Genomic DNA, 19,602 nt, shown 5'->3' with positions numbered 1-19,602 from the left:
GCATGCTTATACTTGTTAAAAGCAGCAGGGGCTCCGGTACTGGTACCGGAGCCCCTGCTGCTTTATGCTTTACAATGCTCTTAATTAGGAGGCGTGCTCCTGCTGCCCATCAAAGTGCTTTTCGATCAAAGCTTTTACTTTTTCGGCGGTAAGCGGCTTGGTCAGGTATTCGGCATTGTACTTTTTTGAATTAGCAGTGTCGTGCGGGTGCGTGGAGGTAGTCAGCACGGCCATTACGATGCCTTTTCTGAAATCATTATCCAGGCGCTCATAAAGGTCCAGCATTTCAAAACCATCCATCACAGGCATGTTAATATCCAGGAAAATCAACTGCGGTTGAAAGTAGTCGCGGTTCGTGTCTTCGTAGTTATTGTTGCTTACGTTATATAGGTAATCGAACGCCTGCTTGCCATTCACAAAGGTGCGGATATTATCAGTCACCTCCATCCTGCCCAACAACCGTTGGTTCAGGAAGTTGGTGGTGTCGTCGTCGTCAATAAGTAATACACCGCTAAGCTTTTTCATTTTTACTTTTCCAAGGTTTTACTTTCCGTACAGAAACGAATTGCAAAACAACTTTCTCGCGACAGTTGCTGCTCCGTAGCTTCCGTATAGTTGTGCAACAGTTTCAAAGTGCCGGGGGGATTTTTGTCATCCTTTAGCGTCTGCCTGTCTTTACAAAAATATAAAAAAGTGTAAAATTCCCATTCATTCGAAGACAATTTTCAATCTCCCCACGGCTCCATCTGCTTCACCTCCTCTAATGAGTACTCAGCTTATCCGGCGCGCTCCTACACCCGCATCACCCAGCTTACGTCTGTACGCCCCTAGTGTACGGCTTCCGGTATAAGTTAGCGCCGGTTTGGGTATAGTAAAACCACTTCGGCAATTATACTTGCTGCCTGCTTCTGCAGCACAGCAAATATAATCTTTTTAACAAGCTACTTTATGATAGGTTTACAATTACGATGGCCTCGCCTCTGTTTTAATCGATGTAGCCTTGCGAACGCATCCAATCGTCGTTGTACAGCTTAGCCAGGTAGCGGGAGCCGTGGTCGGGCAGCAGCACGACCAACAGGTCATCTTCTGTCAGGTTGTTTTCGCGGGCATACTCCAGCGCACCGTATACAGCCGTACCGCAAGACCAGCCTACAAACAGGCCTTCTTCTTTGGCTAATCTCCTGGTCATTAAAGCGCCATCTTTATCCGTTACTTTAATAAAGCTGTCAATCAGGTCAAAATCCACGTTCTTGGGCAGAATGTCTTCGCCAATTCCTTCGGTGGCATAAGGGTAGATCTCCTTTTCATCAAAAATACCCGTCTCTTTATACTTCTTGAAAACCGAGCCATACGTATCGATTCCCACAGTGATGATTGCCGGGTTTTGCTCCTTGAGGTACTTGGAAATGCCCGAAACAGTGCCTCCTGTGCCCACGCCAGTTACAAAGTGCGTTACTTTCCCTTCTGTCTGCTCCCATATTTCAGGGCCGGTGCTTGCGTAATGCGCCGCCGTATTCGACAGGTTATCGTATTGGTTCGGGTAGAATGAGTTCGGAATTTCGCGGTTGAGGCGTTTAGCCACCGAATAGTAGGAATCCGGGTGCTCCGGCGCTACGTTGGTGGGACACACGATCACTTCGGCGCCCATGGCCTTCAGCACATCCACCTTTTCCTTGCTCTGCTTGTCTGACATGGTAAAGATGCACTTGTAGCCTTTGGCGCTGGCGGCCAGCGCAAGGCCCATTCCGGTGTTGCCAGATGTACCTTCGATGATCGTGCCACCGGGCTTCAGAATACCGGCTTTCTCCGCATCCTCAATCATTCGGATCGCCATGCGGTCTTTTACAGAGTTGCCCGGGTTCAGGTACTCCACCTTGGCAAGCATGGTGGCTTTTATGCCTTTCGTTACATTATTCAGTTTTACCAAAGGCGTATGTCCGATTGCCTCGGTAATATGGTTCAGATACTTCATCTGCTTTGTGTTTGGATTCTGGTGCAAAGGTACGTATTTAAAGTGATAATTTTGCCGCTCCAATGCTGGCAGCAGCCAGTCGCTTGCCGTATAGCACAGATAAGCCGGGTGCCCTGCGTTATACTTGCCTGCTTGTCTGCGCGTATCTTCCAGTAATTTTTGAAGCGCCAAAGCACCAGAATACCAGGGTCAACCTGCTCTAAGAGGAGTGCCGGGCAACCTGTATTAGAATTAACTATTTTTTGCAGGCGCCATAAAAAAGCCTATTTTTGCACTACCATATAGTTTCGAGTGGATTATACTAACTAAATAAGATACACATGAGTGTTTTAGTAAATAAAGATTCGAAAGTGATCGTGCAGGGCTTTACCGGCTCGGAGGGTTCTTTCCATGCGCAGCAGATGATTGAATACGGCACCAATGTAGTTGGTGGCGTAACGCCGGGCAAAGGAGGCCAGACCCACCTGGACCGCCCAGTGTTTAATACCGTAACCGAAGCGGTGGAGAAAACCGGAGCCGATGTATCCATCATTTTCGTACCACCAGCCTTTGCGGCCGATTCTATTATGGAAGCTGCCGGCTCGGGCATCAAAGTGATTGTGTGCATTACAGAAGGTATTCCTGTAAAAGACATGGTAACAGCCAAAAACTACCTGAAAGATAAAGATGTGACCCTGATCGGCCCGAACTGCCCTGGTGTTATCACCCCGGGAGAGGCCAAAGTAGGCATTATGCCCGGCTTCGTGTTTAAGCAAGGTCGTATTGGCATCGTATCGAAGTCTGGGACCCTTACCTATGAAGCAGCCGACCAGATCGTGAAAGCGGGCCTGGGTATTTCCACGGCGATTGGTATTGGTGGCGACCCGATCATTGGCACCCCCACCAAAGATGCGGTAGAACTGCTGATGAACGACCCGGAAACAGACGCTATTGTGATGATCGGTGAAATTGGCGGTAACTACGAAGCAATGGCTTCCAAGTATATCAGCGAAACAGGTAACAAAAAGCCGGTAGTTGGCTTTATTGCCGGCCAGACAGCGCCTCCAGGCCGCCGTATGGGCCATGCCGGAGCCATTGTAGGTGGTGCTGAAGATACGGCGGCTGCTAAAATGAAAATCATGCGTGAGAATGGCATTCATGTGGTAGAGTCTCCTGCTGAAATCGGAGATGCCATGGTGAAAGCCTTACAGGAAGCCGGCATTAACGCCTAAGCCCCCGAACACATACAACATAAACAGCAGCGGCTGCCTTTGTAAGGCAGCCGCTGCTGTTTATTTCCTTTTTGCTTCAGGTATAAGCCCGGTCCGTTTTGTGTCTGATGCAGCTGCCTTTTACTTCACCCCGATTACCTGCTCCTTCTTTCGCTGCTTTATACTTTCAGGTAAAGCAGCAACGATCTCCTGCTGCAAGGCTTCGATCAGCTTCTTTTTCAGAAAGGTGCGGTGCACCACTAAGCTCACTTCCCGCTGCGGCTGCGGCGCACTGAACTCCCGCACCAACTGCCGCTTTTCGTCCGGCATGCCAAGCACCGATAGCTCAGGCAGCAGCGTCAGGCCATGCTGCGTCTCCACCAGGCGCTTCAGGGTTTCGAGCGAGCCACTTTTATAGTCGAAGTTGCCGCCCTGTTGTGCGTTGCCGCCGCTGTTGCAGATGTGCAGCACCTGGCTTCGGAAACAGTGGCCTTCATTCAGCACCCACAGTTGATCCAGGTCCAGTTGCTCGGGTCTTATGCTTGGACAGCCAGCCAGCGGGTGACGCGGGTTGATGTATGTCACAAATGCCTCGTAGAACAGCGGTAGCTCTCTGATGCTTTTATCCTCCAGCGGCGTTACCAATAATCCCACATCCAGCAGCTCATGTTGCAGTTTCTGCACAATCTCATCAGTCAGTAACTCCTGCACTACCACCCGTACTTGCGGGTGCTTCTCCAGAAAACGGGTGATGAACAGCGGCATTAGGTAAGGCGCTAGCGTCGGAATGATGCCGATGCGCAATTCCCCTGCCAGTTCCTGCTTCTGGCTGTGCACGATCTCCTGTATTTTGCGGCTCTCCGTTACCACAATGCGGGCCTGTTCAATGATCTCCCTGCCGATCTCCGTCGGCCGCACCGGCACCCGGCTCCGGTCGAACAACTGCACGCCCAACTCCTCTTCCAGCTTTTGCAGCTGCATGCTAAGCGTAGGCTGCGTTACAAAACAGTGCGCTGCTGCCGTGGAAAAGTGGCGGTACGTGTCCACAGCAAGCAGGTAATCCAACTGAATCAATGTCATCAATGCTTCTCCTTTCGCTGATGCTGACGTGTGCCAGCATAGCTTTGTGCTCTAAAGGTATAGTATAACGTGCAACTATAAAAGCTAGAAAAGTATTAGTTTAATCAATAAGTATACTTCTAACAAAGTATAACCACCTGAATCACTACTTCACCGAAACAGCAGAAAGTATGGTTTGCCGCAAGTATAAGCTTAGCGAATCCGGTGCTTTCAAGTATAGCATAAACTAGCGCATTTGAGCAGGCACTTGTATTAGGCTGGGCGAATCTGGCCATTGCCTTTTACAAGCCATTTGTAGCTGGTAAGTTCCTCCAGCCCCATCGGGCCGCGGGCGTGCAGCTTTTGGGTACTAATGCCGATCTCTGCGCCAAGCCCGAACTGCGCCCCATCGGTAAAGGCTGTGGAGGCATTGGCATAAACGGCTGCCGCATCCACGCGCTGCAGGAATTGCGCAATTTGCGTTTCGCTTTCCGAAATAATGGCCTCGCTGTGACGGGAGCTGTGGGTAGCAATATGCTCGAGCGCCTCCTCCAGGCTTTCCACCGTTTTCACAGCCATTTTCAACGACAGGAACTCCGTACCAAAATCTTTTTCCGAAGCTAACTGTAACAAGTTTTGCGGATAACTTTGCTCCAGTATGGCAAAGGAAGGCTGATCGGCGACAAGCGTAACACCGGCTGACGCAAGAGGCGCCGTAAGGACTGCAAGGTCCTTCAGCCGGCTACGGTGCAGCAGCAGGCAATCCAGGGCATTGCATACGCTTACGCGCCGGGTTTTGGCATTACAGATAATAGCCCGGCCTTTTTCCAGGTCAGCGGTTTTATCAAAATAAGTATGCACAATCCCGGCTCCGGTTTCGATAACAGGCACTTTGGCATTTTGCCGTACATAATCGATCAGTTGCTGGCTTCCCCGGGGGATGAGCACATCCACATAGTCCACGGCAGCCAGAAGCGCTTCCGTAGCTGCCCTGTCGGCGGGGAGCAACGCCACCACATCTCTGCTGATGCCGTACGCATCGAGCACCTGGTGTATGACCGACACAATGGCCGCATTCGAGAAACGTGCGTCGCTCCCTCCTTTTAGCAGGCAGGCATTTCCCGTTTTCAGACACAAGGAGAACACATCGAACGTTACGTTGGGCCTTGCCTCATACACCACCCCAACTACCCCGAGCGGCACCCGCACTTTGGAAAGGTGCAGCCCATTTGGCAATTTCCGCTCCAGCAACACCTCACCCAATGGAGAGATCAGACCGGCCACGTTGCTCATGTCCGCAGCAATGCTTTCTACCCGGTTCGCAGTTAGTTGCAGTCGGTCATACTTCGGATCGTCGGGCGACATTAAGGCCAGGTCTTTTTCATTTTCTGAAAGCAGGTAAGCCGTCTTCGCCACTGCTGCAGCGGCAACATCTCTCAAGACTGCATCCACAGTTTCGGATGGCAACATGGGCAAGCTTCTGCTGGCCTTTCGGGTGCGTTCAAACAGGCTCTTTAGCTCCATTGTCGGATGGTTCAGGGTATAAAAAAAGGTAATCGTAGTGCACTAGTGGCTTTTGCTTTTTCTGGCCGATGCGCTCCAGGGCTTTATCGGAGCCATACTCTGCCAGGCCGAGGCCCAGCAGCGCATCATTTTCATCCAACAACTTTACTACATCTCCTTTCAAGAACTCCCCGCTGATGCCCGTAACGCCAACAGGAAGCAAGCTGCTAGCTTTGGAAGAGACGAGCGCCTCCTTCGCCCCCTGGTTTATCCGAACGACTCCCTTAGCGTTATTCTCGTTGTGGGCCAGCCACTTCTTCCGGCCCGAGGCAGCCTTGCTGGGCACAAAGCGGGTGTTAATCACAGCCTCATCCAGCAGCCGCGGAAGTACCTGCTCCGTTTTGCCATTGGCAATGTGCACGGCAATTCCCAGCTGCGCCACTTTCCGGGCCATGTGGCTTTTGGTGAGCATACCGCCCCGGCCAAACTGCGAGCGTTGTGTGGTGATAAATGAGGACAGGCTGGTTGCCGTATGGTCTATTTCCCGGATCACTTCTGCACCGGCATCTTTCGGGTTGCCGTTATAGATGCCATCCACGTTAGAGAGGATGATCAGGGCATCCGCATTCAGCATAGAGGCGACCAGCCCGGCCAGTTCGTCGTTGTCGGTAAACATGAGCTCTGTGATTGAGATCACATCGTTCTCGTTGATGACTGGGATGATGTCGTGCTGCAGCAGTATCTGGAAGCAGTTTTTCATGTTCAGGTAGTGCAGCCGGTCGCGAAAGTCCTCTTTCGTTACCAGCACCTGGGCACAAACAAGACCGAACTTGCCGAAGAGCTCTGCATAGGTGTTGATCAGCTTTACCTGCCCCACCGACGCCAGCAGCTGCCTGGTAGCCACCGCATCATACTTCTCCGACACCTGCACCAGGCTCCTTCCAGAAGCTACTGCCCCAGACGACACAAGGATCACTTCCTTCCCCTGCTGCTTGATTTCCGCTATCTGTTCCACCAAATGCCCGATCCGGGTTAGGTCGGGCATACCATTCTCCAGGGTCAGTACATTAGACCCTATCTTAAGGATGATTCTCTTGTAAGCTAAGGCCATGCACGTGTCGCTCCATTGATCAAATATCAATTTATAGCTAAATTCATTAAAACAAAAGCAATGGTCAAAGCATTTACATACGATCTTTTTAAAAACGCATGCTGATGCGAGCTTGTAGCTCTACTCCCCATTCAAGGTACGAGCTCGCACCAGCAGATGACTTAATCAGCAATGTAACAGCCAACTGTTACATTAATAGGTATAAAACAAAACTGCCTGCCACAGAAGCGGCAGGCAGTTTCACCTTAATTTATATCAAAATACTTACTTGGCGTAGCTGATGGCGCGCATCTCTCGAATAACCGTGATCTTGATTTGTCCCGGATACTGCATTTCTTTCTCGATCTTTTGGGAGATATCGAAGGAAATCTGTGCCGCTTTTTCGTCGGTTACATTGTCTGCATCTACCATCACGCGCAGCTCACGGCCGGCCTGAATGGCATAACACTGGTTTACACCGTCGAAGGATACCGCCGTTTCTTCCAGCTCTTTCAGACGCTTGATGTACGACTCCATGATCTCGCGGCGGGCACCTGGTCTGGAACCAGAGATGGCGTCGCAGGCTTGTACCAGTGGCGAAACCATCGCTGTCATTTCTACCTCGTCGTGGTGGGCACCAATAGCGTTTACAACGTCCGGATGCTCCTTATACTTCTTGGCCAGCTCCATACCTATGATGGCGTGCGGCAGTTCCGGCTCGTCTGGTGTTACCTTGCCAATGTCGTGCAGCAGACCGGCGCGTTTGGCGTGTTTCACGTTCAGGCCTAACTCGGCTGCCATCGTGGCGCAAAGGTTGGCTACTTCGCGGGAGTGCTGCAGCAGGTTTTGTCCGTAAGAAGAACGGAAACGCATGCGGCCCACCATCTTGATCAGCTCCGGGTGCAGGCCATGTATACCGAGGTCGATAGCCGTACGCTCGCCAATCTCTACGATCTCTTCTTCGATATTTTTGCGGGTTTTGGCCACTACCTCTTCGATACGGGCCGGGTGAATACGGCCGTCAGCTACCAGGCGGTGCAGCGACAAACGGGCGATCTCGCGGCGAACCGGGTCGAAACCGGAAATGATGATGGCTTCTGGGGTATCGTCCACAATGATCTCTACACCGGTAGCAGCCTCCAGGGCGCGGATGTTACGGCCTTCTCGACCAATGATCTTACCTTTGATATCGTCGCTCTCGATGTTAAATACCGACACACAGTTTTCGATGGCATGTTCTGCCGCCGTGCGCTGTATGGTTTCAATCACGATCTTTTTGGCTTCTTTGGTAGCGGTGAGTTTGGCCTGGGCTACAATGTCTTTGATGTGTGAAGATGCCTGTGTCTGGGCTTCGCTCTTAAGGGCTTCTACTAACTGCTCGCGGGCTTCAGAAGCGGTCAGGCCAGCAATACGCTCCAACTGTCCCACAATTTCCTTGTGCTGCTGCTCTACTTCTTCCTTGCGTTTGCGGTAGCTCTCTGCCTGGGCCTGCAGGTGCTCTTTTTCTTTCTCCAGCTGTGCGTTGAAATTGGCTTTTTCCTTATCCAGCTGTGTCGCCAGGGTTTCGCGCTCTTTCTCCAGTTCTGTTTCCAGGCGCTTGGTTTGCTCCATCTGCTTGTTCACCAACTGCTCACGCTGCTTTACTTTGTTCTCGTTTTGGATGATGATGTTTTTCTTCTTGTTCATCTCCTCCTCGAAATCAGACTTAAGCTTCAGGTATTTTTCCTTGGCCTCCAGGATGCGGTCTTTCTTGAGGCTTTCGCCTTCTACCTCGGCTTCGCGGATTATGGCTTTTGCCTTCTGCCGGGCAACTTCTTCCTGCTGCTGGTATACTTTCTGCAGCAGCATGCGCCCAATTATTACGCCCACTCCGAGCGCAACAATGGCCGTTAATAAAATATAAAGGATATCGGGCATAACTATAGCTTTTATGGTTTATAAAAACACATAGCAGTGCCTGCAAAAACAGAGTGTGGCTCTGGGCCTAAACGAAGTATAAGCGACGGAACGGCCCCGGAACAGGCCATGGACACCTATTTACCGGCAGAAGTAAGCAGCTCGTCGAGCAGGTGAAGCTTTTGATCCAGGCTGGTCTGATGGTCATTCTTCTCATCTTCCAGCCGCAGCTTGTCTACCATGGTCTCAAAGGCCACCATGGCCAGCAGGTCCTGCTTTTCCTGTATGCCGAACTGGTCTTTGAAGAAACGCAGGCGCTCGTTAAGCAGCTTGCCCACTACCCGGAGTCTTTCCTCCTCTTCTTCCTTCACCCGCATCGGATACTCGCGTTCCGCGATGCGAATCTTAATAGATAATTCACTCATCCGTTGCGTTATTATAGGTTCGGCTTACCTTTAGCTGCTGCATCTTTGAGGCCTTCACAGGCTCTTATGCGCTCAGCCTTAGTCTTGTAGGTAAGCAATACACTTATCGATTTCTCTGATGTATTCGTTTAGTTTGAGCTTTAACTCTGTCGAATTTGCAGGATTTCCTGCTATCGCGTCTACAATTTTAACGATATTCTCCTGATTTTGAAAATTTTTTATTTGCTGCTCCTTCTCGGCCACCAGCCCTTCCAGAAAATGAATTTCTTCCTGGGCTTTGGCAAACCGCTGCTGCACATCGGCATAGCGACTTAAAAGGCGTCGCAGCTTATCTTCAATATGCTGGAGCTGTTGTAATTGCTTTTCTTTTGCCATAACATTATTTGCGGATAAAAGCTCCCAACTGTTTCTCGAATTGCTGCATCAGGCGGTTCATGGTGCTGTCGATTACCTTGTCAGTCAGGGTCTGCTGCCTGTCCAGTAAGGTAAAGCTAACGGCGTAGGCTTTCTTGCCGGCCGCAATCTTATCGCCCTCATACACATCAAACACATTCACATCCTGCAGCAGCTTGCGCTCCGTGCGGAAGGCCATTTGTTTCACCTGTTCGAAGGTAACATTTTTATCCAACACCAGCGACAGATCACGGCGCACTTCCGGGAACTTCGGCAGTTCCTGGGCCACCAACTTGTCTTTATACTTCTTCAGCAGGTAATCCCAGTTCAGTTCGGCATACCACACCTGCTCCTTCACCTCCATAAAGCGGGCGACGCCAGCATCCAGGAGCCCCAACTCGGCGATCACAGTGCCATTTTTTGTATAGGCGATGCCTTGCTTGAGGTAGCTGTTCGGCTCCAGCGGCTGCACTTCAAAGTCGCCGGCATTCAGCTTGCGCAATACATTCTGCACCACACCTGCCAGGTCGTGGAACGCGGTTTTGGTGCTTGGCTGCTTCCAGCTTTCAGCCGTAACGTTGCCGGCCATGTAGAAGGCCAGTTTGCGGTGCTCGTTGTACTCGCCCTCGTGCTGCTCGTATATTTTGCCCAGCTCAAACAACTTCAGGTCGCGCTGGCGGCGGTTAATGTTACGGCGCAGCACCTCCAGGCCCGAGAAAATCATGCTCTTGCGCAGTACGTCCAGGTCTTCGGAGTTATAGTTCACCACCTGCACCAGCCCAGCCGCCTCGCCAAACTGCGCATAATATTTTGAATTGGTGATGGAGTTGGTGATAATCTCATGAAAGCCGTTATCAGCGATAAAGCTCATGATGGTATCGGTGATATCTTCCGGGTTCGGCCGCGGGAAATTGGCCAGAAACGTGGACGACATGTGCTCCTGCACCTGGATGTTATTGAAGCCATAGATGCGCAACACTTCCTCCACTACGTCTGCTTCGCGGGTTACGTCTACCTTAAATGGCGGCACCGAAAGCGTCAGGTGCGTTTCCGTTTCGTTGGCTATCTCAATACTTAGATCAGTCAATATAGCTTTGATGCGCGCTGCGCCGATGTGCTGGCCAATAAGGCGGTGGATACGATCTATACTTACTTCGATCTCGCGGTTAGCGATGGGGTTCGGGTATACATCTACGATCTCAGAGGATACTTCCCCGCCGGCAACTTCCTGCACCAGCAGGGCTGCGCGCTTCAGAGCGGTGGTCACCATGTTTGGATCAGTGCCGCGCTCAAAACGGAAAGAGGCATCGGTCTTCAGGCCGTGGGCCATACCCGTGCGGCGCACCCAGTCTGGCGAAAAGTAAGCGCTTTCGATAAAGATGCTGGTTGTTTCTGCCGAAACGCCGGAATCTATCCCTCCGAATACCCCGCCAATGGCCATCGGCGCTTCCGTGTTGCAGATCATCAGGTCTGTTGCCTGCAACTTGCGCTCCACGCCATCCAGTGTTTTAAACGTGGTGCCTTCCGCCACTGTCTTTACAATGATCTTATCGCCTTTGATCTTGTCAGCGTCGAAAGCGTGCAGCGGCTGCCCCAACTCATGCAGCACATAGTTGGTTACATCCACCACATTGTTGATCGGCGACAGCCCAATAGCACGCAGGCGACGCTGCATCCACTCCGGTGACGGCCCTACCTTTAGCCCCGAAACTGTTACGCCAGCATAGCGCGGACAAGCTTCCGTATTCTCCACTTCCACGTTTATCGGTCGGGAGGTGTTGCTTACGTTGAAATCCGCGACGGAAGGCAGTATGGCTTTCGCATCTGTCAGCGCCTGCAGGTCGCGGGCCACGCCGTAATGCGAGGCCGCATCCGCGCGGTTCGGTGTCAGGCCGATCTCAAATACGCTATCAGAGCCCAGACCGAAGAACTGAGCGGCCGGTGTGCCATTTGGCAGTTCTGTATCCAGCACCATGATGCCGGCATGCGATGTACCCAGGCCAATTTCATCCTCTGCGCAGATCATCCCTTCAGACACAGCTCCGCGAATCTTGGATTTCTTGATCTTGAACGACTCGCCACCTGTCGGGTAAAGCGTGCTGTTCACCGTGGCTACTACCACGCGCTGCCCGGCAGCAACGTTTGGCGCCCCGCAGACAATCTGGCTTGGCGTGCCGGTGCCAATATCGACAGTCGTAATATTCAGGCGGTCAGCATCAGGATGGCGCTCACAGGTGAGCACCTCGCCCAACACAATGCCTTCCAGGCCGCCCTGCACCATGTCGAACGTCTCGATGCCCTCTACTTCCAGGCCAGCGCCGGTCAGCAAAGCACCTACCTCTTCGGCGGGTTTATCTATATGAATCAGTTGTTTCAGCCAGTCGAATGAAATCAGCATGTTGTTTTTCTTACTTTTGATGGATTGCCTCTGCTAAGTGGCACAGGTGCTTCAAAATTAAGCATAATTCTGTTTAATGGCGCAAGGCTTCTGAAATTGTGGTGATGGAGCAGGGATGGTAGGTTTATTCGTGACAGGTAACCCCATGGTTTGTTTGGTTATGCTTGCCTATTTAGGATTGCGCTTGGTTATACTTGGCAGCTGTACTTAGTAGCTGCGGTTTATACTTTAGCAGGTAGGCTATACTTACTAGCTGCTGCTTTATGCGCAGTTTTATACTTGTCTTGTTGCATCTTTAGCTTTGGTGCGCTCTAAGCCCGCGCGGGCACGTCCTGGGGGTGCAGGGGCCCCCGACGAGGGCATCGCGCTGCTTTCGTTTCCTGCCCTCTTGCCTCGGGCTGCCTCGCCCAAAAGCTCGTCACCGGAAACTCTCGAGGCGCTCAACCCAAGGACTGGAATCCATTCTCATAGCTTAAGCTTATACTTGTGCTGAAGTATAAATAATGTACTAGCGCGCGAGTCTCAGATGCATGTCTTAGGATGAAGGTGAAGACTCTGGCTTCACTGGCTTACAAAGACAATTCAGCAACACGAAGCGAAGCTTCTGCTATGAAACTGATTCGCTTCTCCCTCCTACGTCCAAATCCCCCTCCTTGGAGGGGCTAGGGGTGGGTTCATCATCTAACACAACAACGCTTATACTTCTCCAAAGCAGTTACGGACTCCCCTCCTTGGATAAGGAGGAGCAGGGGTAGTTGGAACCGGAATGGCCGTTAATGGGCTGCTTCGTACGTCTTCTCTCCTGCCGGAATGGCCACGGCTAGTCTGTTATCTTTTGGCGGAATGGGGCAAACGTAGTCGGGGTTATAGTTGCAGTAGGGGCTGTAGGCGCGGTTGAAGTCCAGCATTACGGTTTTGGCATCCTCATTATAGGGCACATCCATAAAGCGGCCGCCGCCATAAGTTTCAAAGCCGTTGGTTTTATCGGTGAAGGGCACAAACAGTTCATCCTGCTTTTCACCGCTCAGGCGCTTGAATAGGATCAGGTGCTGCGACTGTCCTGCCAAATCGAAAGTCGCTTCGGCATAGCGCAGGTACGGTTCTGCAGTGCCGTTGTTCATTTGCATCTGCACCGTGTCCTGCTGCGGCAGTTCTTGCATTGTGGCCTGTATGCGGTAGTCGAGGTTAGGCGCGTAGTAGAACAGGTGCTTAAAAGCCTGGCGGCCCTCTTCGGTAAAAGGCGAGTTGTCGCGGCTACGGAAGGTGAGTTCTTTGTTCTCGCGCTCCTGCAACAGCGGCTTTATATAATTATCGTCGTTGAAAATGGTGTCTTTGAAAAAATATATGAGCACCAGCGCAATACCGGCAAATATGATTAGTCTCAGCGGCTTCTGCATAAAGTTTTCTGGCTATGGTAAAACCCAAAGTTCGGAAATATTTAGGGAGAGCGGAACAAATAAATTGCAGAAGACAGCCAAAACTCAAGCGCAACTGGCGGCAAATGTAAGCCCCGCACCTTTTGCTCTTAGCCAAATGATCTTAAAGAGACGGTACTTAGGGGAGACAAAGCTGTTATCTTTCAGCAATGACACGGATAAGAACAGCAGTCCCATCTAGTGTCGGCTGCTGAACGTGAAGAAGATCATACTTTGGGTTTTGTGGTTTGGCAGTAGCTGACTATATTGGTGAATTATAAATGCATTATTGAGTAGAAGTGCTGGTACCCAGATAGTAGCAGCCGTTAATGGTATGAAAACAGGCGCGCTTAAAAGAATTAATTCTAAGTATAAAATGCATACACGCGTTCCTTCCTGACATGGAGCCCTCCATTAAAACCCTTCCCGAAAAACAACTTGTTGGCAAGCGGCTGACGATGTCTTTTGCTGTGAACAAAACGTTTGAGCTGTGGCGGAGCTTTATGCCGCGGCTAAAGGAAATTCAGCACCGCACCGGCAGCGAACTTTACTCGCTGGAAGTATATCCTCCCTCCTTTTTCGAGACGTATAACCCAGAGGCACCGTTTAACAAATGGGCAGCAGTGGCAGTAGCGCACCTGGATGCCGTTCCGGAGGACATGGAAACGCTCCTGATACCAGAGGGGCTTTATGCGATTTTCATCCACAAAGGGCCAGCCAGCAGCGGGCCGGAAACATATCAGTATATTTTTGAAACATGGCTGCCAAACTCCGGTTTTATACTTGACAATCGGCCGCACCTGGCTGTGATGGGTGACAGGTATAAACACGACGATCCGAGCTCCGAAGAGGAACTCTTGATTCCGGTTAAGCGCAAGTAAAATATTCTACCTCATGGACTTCCACACCTTTCAAGAAAGCCTGCACCGCAGCACGCCGCCTCAAAACACCTCAGTATACCTGCAGGCACTGTGGTACGAGGCCAACGGCAACTGGCAAAAAGCACATGATATCATTCAAGAGCTACCCGACCGCACAGCCGCCTGGATCCATGCCTACCTGCACCGCCAGGAGGGCGATACCGGGAACGCGGACTATTGGTACCGCCGTGCCGGCCGGCAGCGGCCACAGCAGGCCCTAGAGAAAGAATGGGAAAGTATCGCTACAAAGTTGCTGGAGGAAGTATAAGAAAAAGGCAGACGCTCGCGCATCTGCCTTTTCGCTGTATCTATGCTCTATTTTAGCGCTTCCTAGAAGTCTTCTTCCTCCTCTTCGCCAAATTTAGGCATTGAAAACATGCCGCTGAGCAGGTCTTTGAACTGCAAACCGGTAGTGAGCTTGTTTTTGCTGAGCTGGCTGTGCTCAGCCAAACCGTGCAGCAGGAACTCCATCATAAACAACTTCTCATCTCCTTTCGCGTGCGGTTGCTGCTGCTCCACCAGTTTCTCCAAGCCCGGTACCTGCTGCAGTGCCTTTTTATAGTCTGCCGCCGAAGCATCGCTTAAAATATCCACCGTGTTGCCATCGCCAAACCAGTTGGTAATAGCTTTGTAGGGGTTGCCCTGCTTCGACTTTTTGGCTTTGTCCGGGTCGGGGAAGTACTTGAGAAACTGCGTACGGATAGCTTTGCCCATCAGCACCTGCGCTACGTGGCCGGCTCCCTCCTGCTCGCCCTCATATACCAGTTCCACTTTACCCGTTACGGCCGGAATGGTATTCAGGAAATCAGCTACACGCACGTAAGTTGACTTTTCCCCATTAAGTAGCGCCCGGCGCTCCGCCGCACTCAACAGGTTCTCGTAAGCCGAAATGGTCAGGCGGGCCGACACACCGCTTTTGGCATCCACGTACTCGCTCTCGCGGGCTTCAAACGCCACCTGTTCGATCAGGTCACCGATCAGGTCGTTGGTACGTACAATCTCGCCTTGCTCTTCCTTTACATGCGCCTCCTGCCGGGTAATCTTCTTGCCCGTTTCAATGGTTTTCGGGTAGTGCGTGATAATCTGAGAATCGATACGGTCTTTGAGTGGCGTCACGATAGAGCCGCGGTTAGTATAATCCTCCGGGTTGGCGGTGAACACGAACTGTATGTCGAGTGGCATGCGCACTTTAAAACCGCGAATCTGGATGTCGCCTTCCTGCAGAATGTTGAACAGCGATACCTGGATGCGCGCCTGTAAATCGGGTAACTCGTTGATGACGAAAATGCCACGGTGCGAGCGTGGGATCAGGCCAAAGTGAATCACGCGCTCATCAGAATAAGGCAGTTTTAACGTGGCCGCTTTAATAGGGTCAGCATCACCGATCAGGTCAGCTACTGATACGTCGGGCGTTGCCAGTTTTTCGGTGTAGCGCTCGTCGCGGTGCAGCCACGTGATGGGGGTGTCGTCGCCGTGCTCGTACACCAGGTCTTTGGCAAACCGCGAGAGCGGCTGCAGTGGGTCGTCGTTCAACTCTGAGCCTTGCACCACCGGCACGTATGCATCCAGCAAATCAACCATCTGGCGGGCAATACGCGTTTTGGCCTGTCCGCGCAGGCCAAGCAGGTTAATGTGGTGCATGGAGAGGATAGCCCGCTGCATGTCCGGAATCACGGTTTCCTCGTAGCCCCAGATGCCCGGAAAGATCTCCTCCTTGTTTCGCAGCTTCCGGATCAGGTTGCGCCGCAGCTCCTGCTTCACCGACTCCGGCTCGTAGCCGGCAGCTTTCAGTTGGCCCAGTGTTTTAATCTGATGTAAGTTCTCGGCCGGAATATCTCTGTAGTTCATGTATCAGTTGTCATGCATCCGTTAAAAGTAAACTGATGCGGTTGAAAGTATAAAATCCGTTTTGTGGGTGAAATGTTTTGTACGTAAGCTCAACTCCAGGTGGTGAAATACTTTTGCAGCAGCTTCCTCGCTAGCTTAAAGTAAGGGTAAAGCTGCCTGATAACCTCTCCTAAAACGCCTACTTCTACCAGCGGCGGCACCAGCGAGAGCAGCACACCATGTATGTTAAAGTAAAAGCTGCCGCCGGTTGGCTCGTTGTATATTTTAAAAAAGCACCACTCTTCCAGCCACCAGAACAGAATGCCAAGTGCCACCAGGCCCAGCACTATAAAAGCCGACTGCACCACCTGCAGCAGCACACGCAAAGGCAGCTCTGCCGTGGCCGGCACCAGGCTGTTGGTCGAAAGAATGAAGAAGTGGAGGCAGACCTGAAAGAATATAAATAGCACCGCAAAGATCAGCCCCGACCACTCTGAAAAAGTGAGCAGAAACAGTCCGCCTGAAGCGGTGAACAAGGCCACAAGCTGCACCAGTAAGTGCGGCAGAAAAGTAGCCATAGCACCCCCAGGCAAGGTATCCGGCTGAACTGTTTCCAGTCTTTGGCTGCTCATGTAGGTTTAAAAGTTCTTTTTACGGTTTTGTTTATAATCCCGGAATACCAGGTGGCCCAGGCCCTTAAGGCTGCTATAGTAAGCCTGCCCGTTGTTCACCTTCGTAAACTCATCTACAAACTGCTGCAGGTAAGGGTCTGAGGCGATCATAAAAGTAGTGATTGGGATCTTGATGCGGCGGCACTGTGCGGCCAGGTTCAGCGTTTTATTTACCACCTTGCGGTCCAGGCCGAAGCTGTTCTTATAATAGTGCACTCCCTCTTTCAGGCAGGTCGGCTTTCCGTCCGTAATCATAAAGATCTGCTTGTTCGGCGTTTTGCGCTTGCGCAGGATGTCCATGGCTAGCTCCAGGCCCGCCACGGTGTTGGTGTGGTAAGGCCCCACCTCTAAGTATGGCAGGTCCTTGATCTCGATCTGCCAGGCATCATTGCCGAACACGATCACATCCAGCGAGTCTTTCGGGTACTTCTGCTTGATGAGTTCGGCCAGGGCCATGGCGACCTTTTTAGCGGGCGTAATGCGATCTTCGCCATAAAGAATCATGGAGTGCGAAATGTCGATCATCAGCACGGTGGCCGCCTGCGTTTTGTGCTCTGTTTCGGTTACCTCCAGGTCCTGCTCGGTCAGACGCAAGTCACCGATGCCGTGGTTGATCTGGGCATTGCGCAGCGATTCGGTCATGGAAATTTGCTCCAGCGAGTCGCCGAAGCGGTACTCGCGGCTGTCGGTACTGGCTTCGTCGCCAACACCGGTATGCGGGGTAGCGTGCGTGCCTTTGCCGCCTTTTTTCAGCTTTCCGAAAATCTCCTCCAGCGCGCTTTTACGGATGCCCTGCTCACTTTTGGCTGTTAATGAAAAGGAGCCCTTTTCCTGCGGGTTCTCATCCAGATAGCCTTTCTTTTTGAGGTCTTCGATAAAGTCGCCGATGCCATACTCATCTCCGGTCAGGTTATACTGCTTGTCCAGCGAGCTAAGCCAGGACAACGCCTCCCCCACATCGCCCGAGGAAATGGTGACCAGCTGCAGAAAGATCTTCAGCAGCGACTCAAAGCCAGGCTTGTCGTCTTGTGGCGGCACGTAATCCGTAAATCTATATCCTAAAGCCATAGTTCTGTATTTATAAGCTGTAACAAAAGGCACAGGTGCAATGTTCGCCTGTGCCGGATTAAGTTTATTGTGGAGTGGTACAGGAACCAAGTATAAACTTTTGGCTAGCCACAGCAGTACAACTTAATACCTGACCTACTATAAAACGAGAGAACCTATGAAAGCGATATGGAATGATATAGTAATTGCTGACAGCGACCAGACAATTGAAATTGAAGGAAATCAATATTTTCCGCCGAACACCGTAAAAAAAGAATACCTGGAAGAAAGCCGCACCCACACCACCTGCCCCTGGAAGGGCGAAGCAGCTTACTACCATGTGCAGGTAAACGGAAAAGTAAACCTCGACGCCGCCTGGTATTATCCTGATCCTAAGGACGCGGCCAGTGAGATAAGAGGATATGTGGCTTTCTGGAAAGGCGTGGAAGTAAAGGAGTAACAGCCTGCAGCCTTTGCAGGGTAAAACTGGCCCGGATAGCCAGCAAGTATAAACTTCTAAAAGCGGCTGCAGGCAGCATTTGGCGTACACCTTGTTTCGTAGCAATATCAAGGGCAGGAGCTACAACACCCTATTGTATTCGCCAAATGCTGCCTGCCTGATCTGGGCTAACACACATAAAAAAGGCGAACCGTAAACGGTTCGCCTTTTTTTATTGTAAATTATACTTTAAGCTTAGGCTATCCAGCGAAACTTATACTCCAGCGAAGGCACCTTCATGCGTTCAGCCACGCGCTTCAGTCTGTTCGGCAGCGCCATCACGTAATCGCGGGCACGCTCACCAGCTCCGTTCAAACCTGTTAACGCCTCTATCTTCCATTCCTCTATCAGACCTTCCAGAATATCGGTATAATCTGCGGAAGTATACACACCAATACGTTGTGCTGCATCCGTAAAGTGACCAAAGGTTTTACCCAGTTCTACTCCCAGCTCACGCATGTAGTGGGCTGGCATTACGATCTTCTTGCGCATCATGTCTTCAAAAGCCAGCATCATTTCGTTCGGATCTGCTTCAAAAATCTTACTCACAAACGATTTATATGCTTTGGCATGGCGGGCTTCGTCGGCAGCTACGTGGCCGCAAAGCTTAGCCAGCATCAGGTCGCCCTGCTTTTTGGCGATCTGCGCCACCCGGCGGTGCGAAATGTTAGTAGCTGTTTCCTGAAAGCTGGTATACACAAACGAACGGTACGGGTCTTTGTCCGTCTGCAGGTCAAAGCCATCGGCGATCAGGTACTGGGTAGAGGCTTCCATCTCGCGCATGTTGATGCGGCCAGACAAGTATAAATAACGGTTCAGCGCATCCCCATGGCGGTTTTCCTCGGCAGTCCAGCTGCGGTTCCACTTCATCCAAGGCGCTTCAGGGTCCTGTGGCATTCCTTCAATCGTCATCAGCCAGCTTTCGTAGGTGGGCAGCGCCTCTTCAGTAATGGTATCGCCAACGAGCACGGCCAGCAGGTCGTAGCTCAAGTCTTTGGCCCGCTCGCGCAGGTGCTTGATCTCCTCGAAAAAATTCTCTACTGTAGAGTCTGGCAAAAGATCAGCTGGTTGCCAGGATTCTTCTACTGTTTTGAGAAATTCAGAAATTTTTTCATTCACGAAATCTTCCATCCATCTCATTACTTCTATTCTTGGGGCAACTGCTGTAATCATGGTGTTATTCTGGTTGATAAGGTCAAAAACTATTTTAAGTACTATGGTAACAGATTGTATAAAATCCTTTCTCCGGAAAAGAGTGCAAATAAGGAATACTGGAAACTATACTTACGCAAAAATA

Annotated in this window: 17 protein-coding genes and 1 pseudogene; 4 read left to right on the top strand and 14 right to left on the bottom strand. The window is 51.3% G+C overall.

Annotated features, from left to right (window positions below; all coding sequences use genetic code 11):
• Window positions 1-84: 84 nt before the first annotated feature.
• Both ABDW72_RS07950 and ABDW72_RS07945 read right to left on the bottom strand, forming a co-directional pair.
• A complete protein-coding gene (locus tag ABDW72_RS07950; protein ID WP_347157998.1) occupies window positions 85-525 on the bottom strand; it encodes a response regulator in 441 nt (146 codons plus the stop codon).
• Between the two features lie 463 nt (window positions 526-988).
• Window positions 989-1,972: pseudogene (locus ABDW72_RS07945) on the bottom strand (PLP-dependent cysteine synthase family protein); the annotation flags it as partial.
• Window positions 1,973-2,292: 320 nt separating this feature from the next.
• Here ABDW72_RS07945 and sucD point away from each other — a divergent pair.
• On the top strand, window positions 2,293-3,183 hold the full coding sequence (gene sucD, locus ABDW72_RS07940; protein ID WP_347157997.1) for a succinate--CoA ligase subunit alpha: 891 nt from the start codon (window positions 2,293-2,295) through the stop codon (window positions 3,181-3,183).
• A 120-nt stretch (window positions 3,184-3,303) separates the two neighbouring features.
• Here sucD and ABDW72_RS07935 read toward each other — a convergent pair whose 3' ends face one another.
• The 8 genes from ABDW72_RS07935 to ABDW72_RS07900 form a co-directional block, all read right to left on the bottom strand.
• Complete coding sequence (locus tag ABDW72_RS07935; protein ID WP_347158061.1) at window positions 3,304-4,242, bottom strand: hydrogen peroxide-inducible genes activator; 939 nt, start codon at window positions 4,240-4,242, stop codon at window positions 3,304-3,306.
• A 252-nt stretch (window positions 4,243-4,494) separates the two neighbouring features.
• Window positions 4,495-5,745 (bottom strand): glutamate-5-semialdehyde dehydrogenase, encoded by a 1,251-nt coding sequence (locus tag ABDW72_RS07930; protein ID WP_347157996.1) that lies wholly within the window; start codon window positions 5,743-5,745, stop codon window positions 4,495-4,497.
• Complete coding sequence (gene proB, locus ABDW72_RS07925) at window positions 5,723-6,835, bottom strand: glutamate 5-kinase (RefSeq protein WP_347157995.1); 1,113 nt, start codon at window positions 6,833-6,835, stop codon at window positions 5,723-5,725. The genes ABDW72_RS07930 and proB overlap by 23 nt, the downstream gene beginning before the upstream one ends.
• Before the next feature lie 264 nt (window positions 6,836-7,099).
• Window positions 7,100-8,731 (bottom strand): ribonuclease Y, encoded by a 1,632-nt coding sequence (gene rny / locus ABDW72_RS07920; protein ID WP_347157994.1) that lies wholly within the window; start codon window positions 8,729-8,731, stop codon window positions 7,100-7,102.
• Window positions 8,732-8,847: 116 nt separating this feature from the next.
• Window positions 8,848-9,135: a cell division protein ZapA gene (locus ABDW72_RS07915; protein ID WP_347157993.1), complete on the bottom strand. Its 288-nt coding sequence runs from the start codon at window positions 9,133-9,135 to the stop codon at window positions 8,848-8,850.
• A gap of 78 nt (window positions 9,136-9,213) precedes the next feature.
• A complete protein-coding gene (locus tag ABDW72_RS07910; protein ID WP_347157992.1) occupies window positions 9,214-9,510 on the bottom strand; it encodes a hypothetical protein in 297 nt (98 codons plus the stop codon).
• Between the two features lie 4 nt (window positions 9,511-9,514).
• Window positions 9,515-11,926, bottom strand: coding sequence for a phenylalanine--tRNA ligase subunit beta (gene pheT / locus ABDW72_RS07905; protein ID WP_347157991.1), 2,412 nt, complete (start codon window positions 11,924-11,926; stop codon window positions 9,515-9,517).
• A gap of 773 nt (window positions 11,927-12,699) precedes the next feature.
• The gene (locus tag ABDW72_RS07900) at window positions 12,700-13,323 is read right to left on the bottom strand and encodes a DUF1684 domain-containing protein (RefSeq protein WP_347157990.1); all 624 of its coding nucleotides are present in this window, start codon (window positions 13,321-13,323) and stop codon (window positions 12,700-12,702) included.
• Window positions 13,324-13,742: 419 nt separating this feature from the next.
• Between ABDW72_RS07900 and ABDW72_RS07895 the strand changes: the two genes are divergently transcribed.
• Together ABDW72_RS07895 and ABDW72_RS07890 are read left to right on the top strand one after the other, a co-directional pair.
• Complete coding sequence (locus ABDW72_RS07895) at window positions 13,743-14,222, top strand: GyrI-like domain-containing protein (RefSeq protein WP_347157989.1); 480 nt, start codon at window positions 13,743-13,745, stop codon at window positions 14,220-14,222.
• Window positions 14,223-14,235: 13 nt separating this feature from the next.
• The gene (locus ABDW72_RS07890) at window positions 14,236-14,529 is read left to right on the top strand and encodes a hypothetical protein (RefSeq protein ID WP_347157988.1); all 294 of its coding nucleotides are present in this window, start codon (window positions 14,236-14,238) and stop codon (window positions 14,527-14,529) included.
• Window positions 14,530-14,591: 62 nt separating this feature from the next.
• Here the strand turns inward: ABDW72_RS07890 and ABDW72_RS07885 are convergent, their stop codons facing one another.
• From ABDW72_RS07885 to ABDW72_RS07875, 3 genes are all read right to left on the bottom strand, one after another.
• The gene (locus ABDW72_RS07885; RefSeq protein WP_347157987.1) at window positions 14,592-16,109 is read right to left on the bottom strand and encodes a sigma 54-interacting transcriptional regulator; all 1,518 of its coding nucleotides are present in this window, start codon (window positions 16,107-16,109) and stop codon (window positions 14,592-14,594) included.
• Window positions 16,110-16,198: 89 nt separating this feature from the next.
• The gene (locus ABDW72_RS07880; protein WP_347157986.1) at window positions 16,199-16,720 is read right to left on the bottom strand and encodes a hypothetical protein; all 522 of its coding nucleotides are present in this window, start codon (window positions 16,718-16,720) and stop codon (window positions 16,199-16,201) included.
• 6 nt (window positions 16,721-16,726) lie between these two features.
• Complete coding sequence (locus ABDW72_RS07875; RefSeq protein ID WP_347157985.1) at window positions 16,727-17,827, bottom strand: vWA domain-containing protein; 1,101 nt, start codon at window positions 17,825-17,827, stop codon at window positions 16,727-16,729.
• A gap of 130 nt (window positions 17,828-17,957) precedes the next feature.
• Between ABDW72_RS07875 and ABDW72_RS07870 the strand changes: the two genes are divergently transcribed.
• A complete protein-coding gene (locus ABDW72_RS07870) occupies window positions 17,958-18,266 on the top strand; it encodes a DUF427 domain-containing protein (RefSeq protein WP_488168636.1) in 309 nt (102 codons plus the stop codon).
• A gap of 234 nt (window positions 18,267-18,500) precedes the next feature.
• On the opposite strand, the gene ABDW72_RS07865 is transcribed toward ABDW72_RS07870, so the two are convergent.
• Window positions 18,501-19,478 carry an acyl-ACP desaturase gene (locus ABDW72_RS07865; protein WP_347157983.1) on the bottom strand — a complete coding sequence of 326 codons (978 nt, stop codon included), beginning with the start codon at window positions 19,476-19,478 and terminating at the stop codon, window positions 18,501-18,503.
• Window positions 19,479-19,602 lie beyond the last annotated feature (124 nt).

Origin of the sequence: Pontibacter chitinilyticus (assembly GCF_039748935.1) — a bacterium.
Lineage (GTDB): Bacteria > Bacteroidota > Bacteroidia > Cytophagales > Hymenobacteraceae > Pontibacter > Pontibacter chitinilyticus.
Note: the sequence above shows the minus strand (reverse complement) of the source record. Positions and strands in the feature narration are given on the sequence as shown.

Excerpts from the sequence above, each read along its gene's own strand:
- ABDW72_RS07950 (WP_347157998.1), bottom strand. The coding sequence starts at position 525 with ATGAAAAAGCTTAGCGGTGTATTACTTATTGACGACGACGACACCACC.
- sucD (WP_347157997.1), top strand. The coding sequence starts at position 2,293 with ATGAGTGTTTTAGTAAATAAAGATTCGAAAGTGATCGTGCAGGGCTTT.
- ABDW72_RS07935 (WP_347158061.1), bottom strand. The coding sequence starts at position 4,242 with ATGACATTGATTCAGTTGGATTACCTGCTTGCTGTGGACACGTACCGC.
- ABDW72_RS07930 (WP_347157996.1), bottom strand. The coding sequence starts at position 5,745 with ATGGAGCTAAAGAGCCTGTTTGAACGCACCCGAAAGGCCAGCAGAAGC.
- proB (WP_347157995.1), bottom strand. The coding sequence starts at position 6,835 with ATGGCCTTAGCTTACAAGAGAATCATCCTTAAGATAGGGTCTAATGTA.
- rny (WP_347157994.1), bottom strand. The coding sequence starts at position 8,731 with ATGCCCGATATCCTTTATATTTTATTAACGGCCATTGTTGCGCTCGGA.
- ABDW72_RS07915 (WP_347157993.1), bottom strand. The coding sequence starts at position 9,135 with ATGAGTGAATTATCTATTAAGATTCGCATCGCGGAACGCGAGTATCCG.
- ABDW72_RS07910 (WP_347157992.1), bottom strand. The coding sequence starts at position 9,510 with ATGGCAAAAGAAAAGCAATTACAACAGCTCCAGCATATTGAAGATAAG.
- pheT (WP_347157991.1), bottom strand. The coding sequence starts at position 11,926 with ATGCTGATTTCATTCGACTGGCTGAAACAACTGATTCATATAGATAAA.
- ABDW72_RS07900 (WP_347157990.1), bottom strand. The coding sequence starts at position 13,323 with ATGCAGAAGCCGCTGAGACTAATCATATTTGCCGGTATTGCGCTGGTG.
- ABDW72_RS07895 (WP_347157989.1), top strand. The coding sequence starts at position 13,743 with ATGGAGCCCTCCATTAAAACCCTTCCCGAAAAACAACTTGTTGGCAAG.
- ABDW72_RS07890 (WP_347157988.1), top strand. The coding sequence starts at position 14,236 with ATGGACTTCCACACCTTTCAAGAAAGCCTGCACCGCAGCACGCCGCCT.
- ABDW72_RS07885 (WP_347157987.1), bottom strand. The coding sequence starts at position 16,109 with ATGAACTACAGAGATATTCCGGCCGAGAACTTACATCAGATTAAAACA.
- ABDW72_RS07880 (WP_347157986.1), bottom strand. The coding sequence starts at position 16,720 with ATGAGCAGCCAAAGACTGGAAACAGTTCAGCCGGATACCTTGCCTGGG.
- ABDW72_RS07875 (WP_347157985.1), bottom strand. The coding sequence starts at position 17,827 with ATGGCTTTAGGATATAGATTTACGGATTACGTGCCGCCACAAGACGAC.
- ABDW72_RS07865 (WP_347157983.1), bottom strand. The coding sequence starts at position 19,478 with ATGATTACAGCAGTTGCCCCAAGAATAGAAGTAATGAGATGGATGGAA.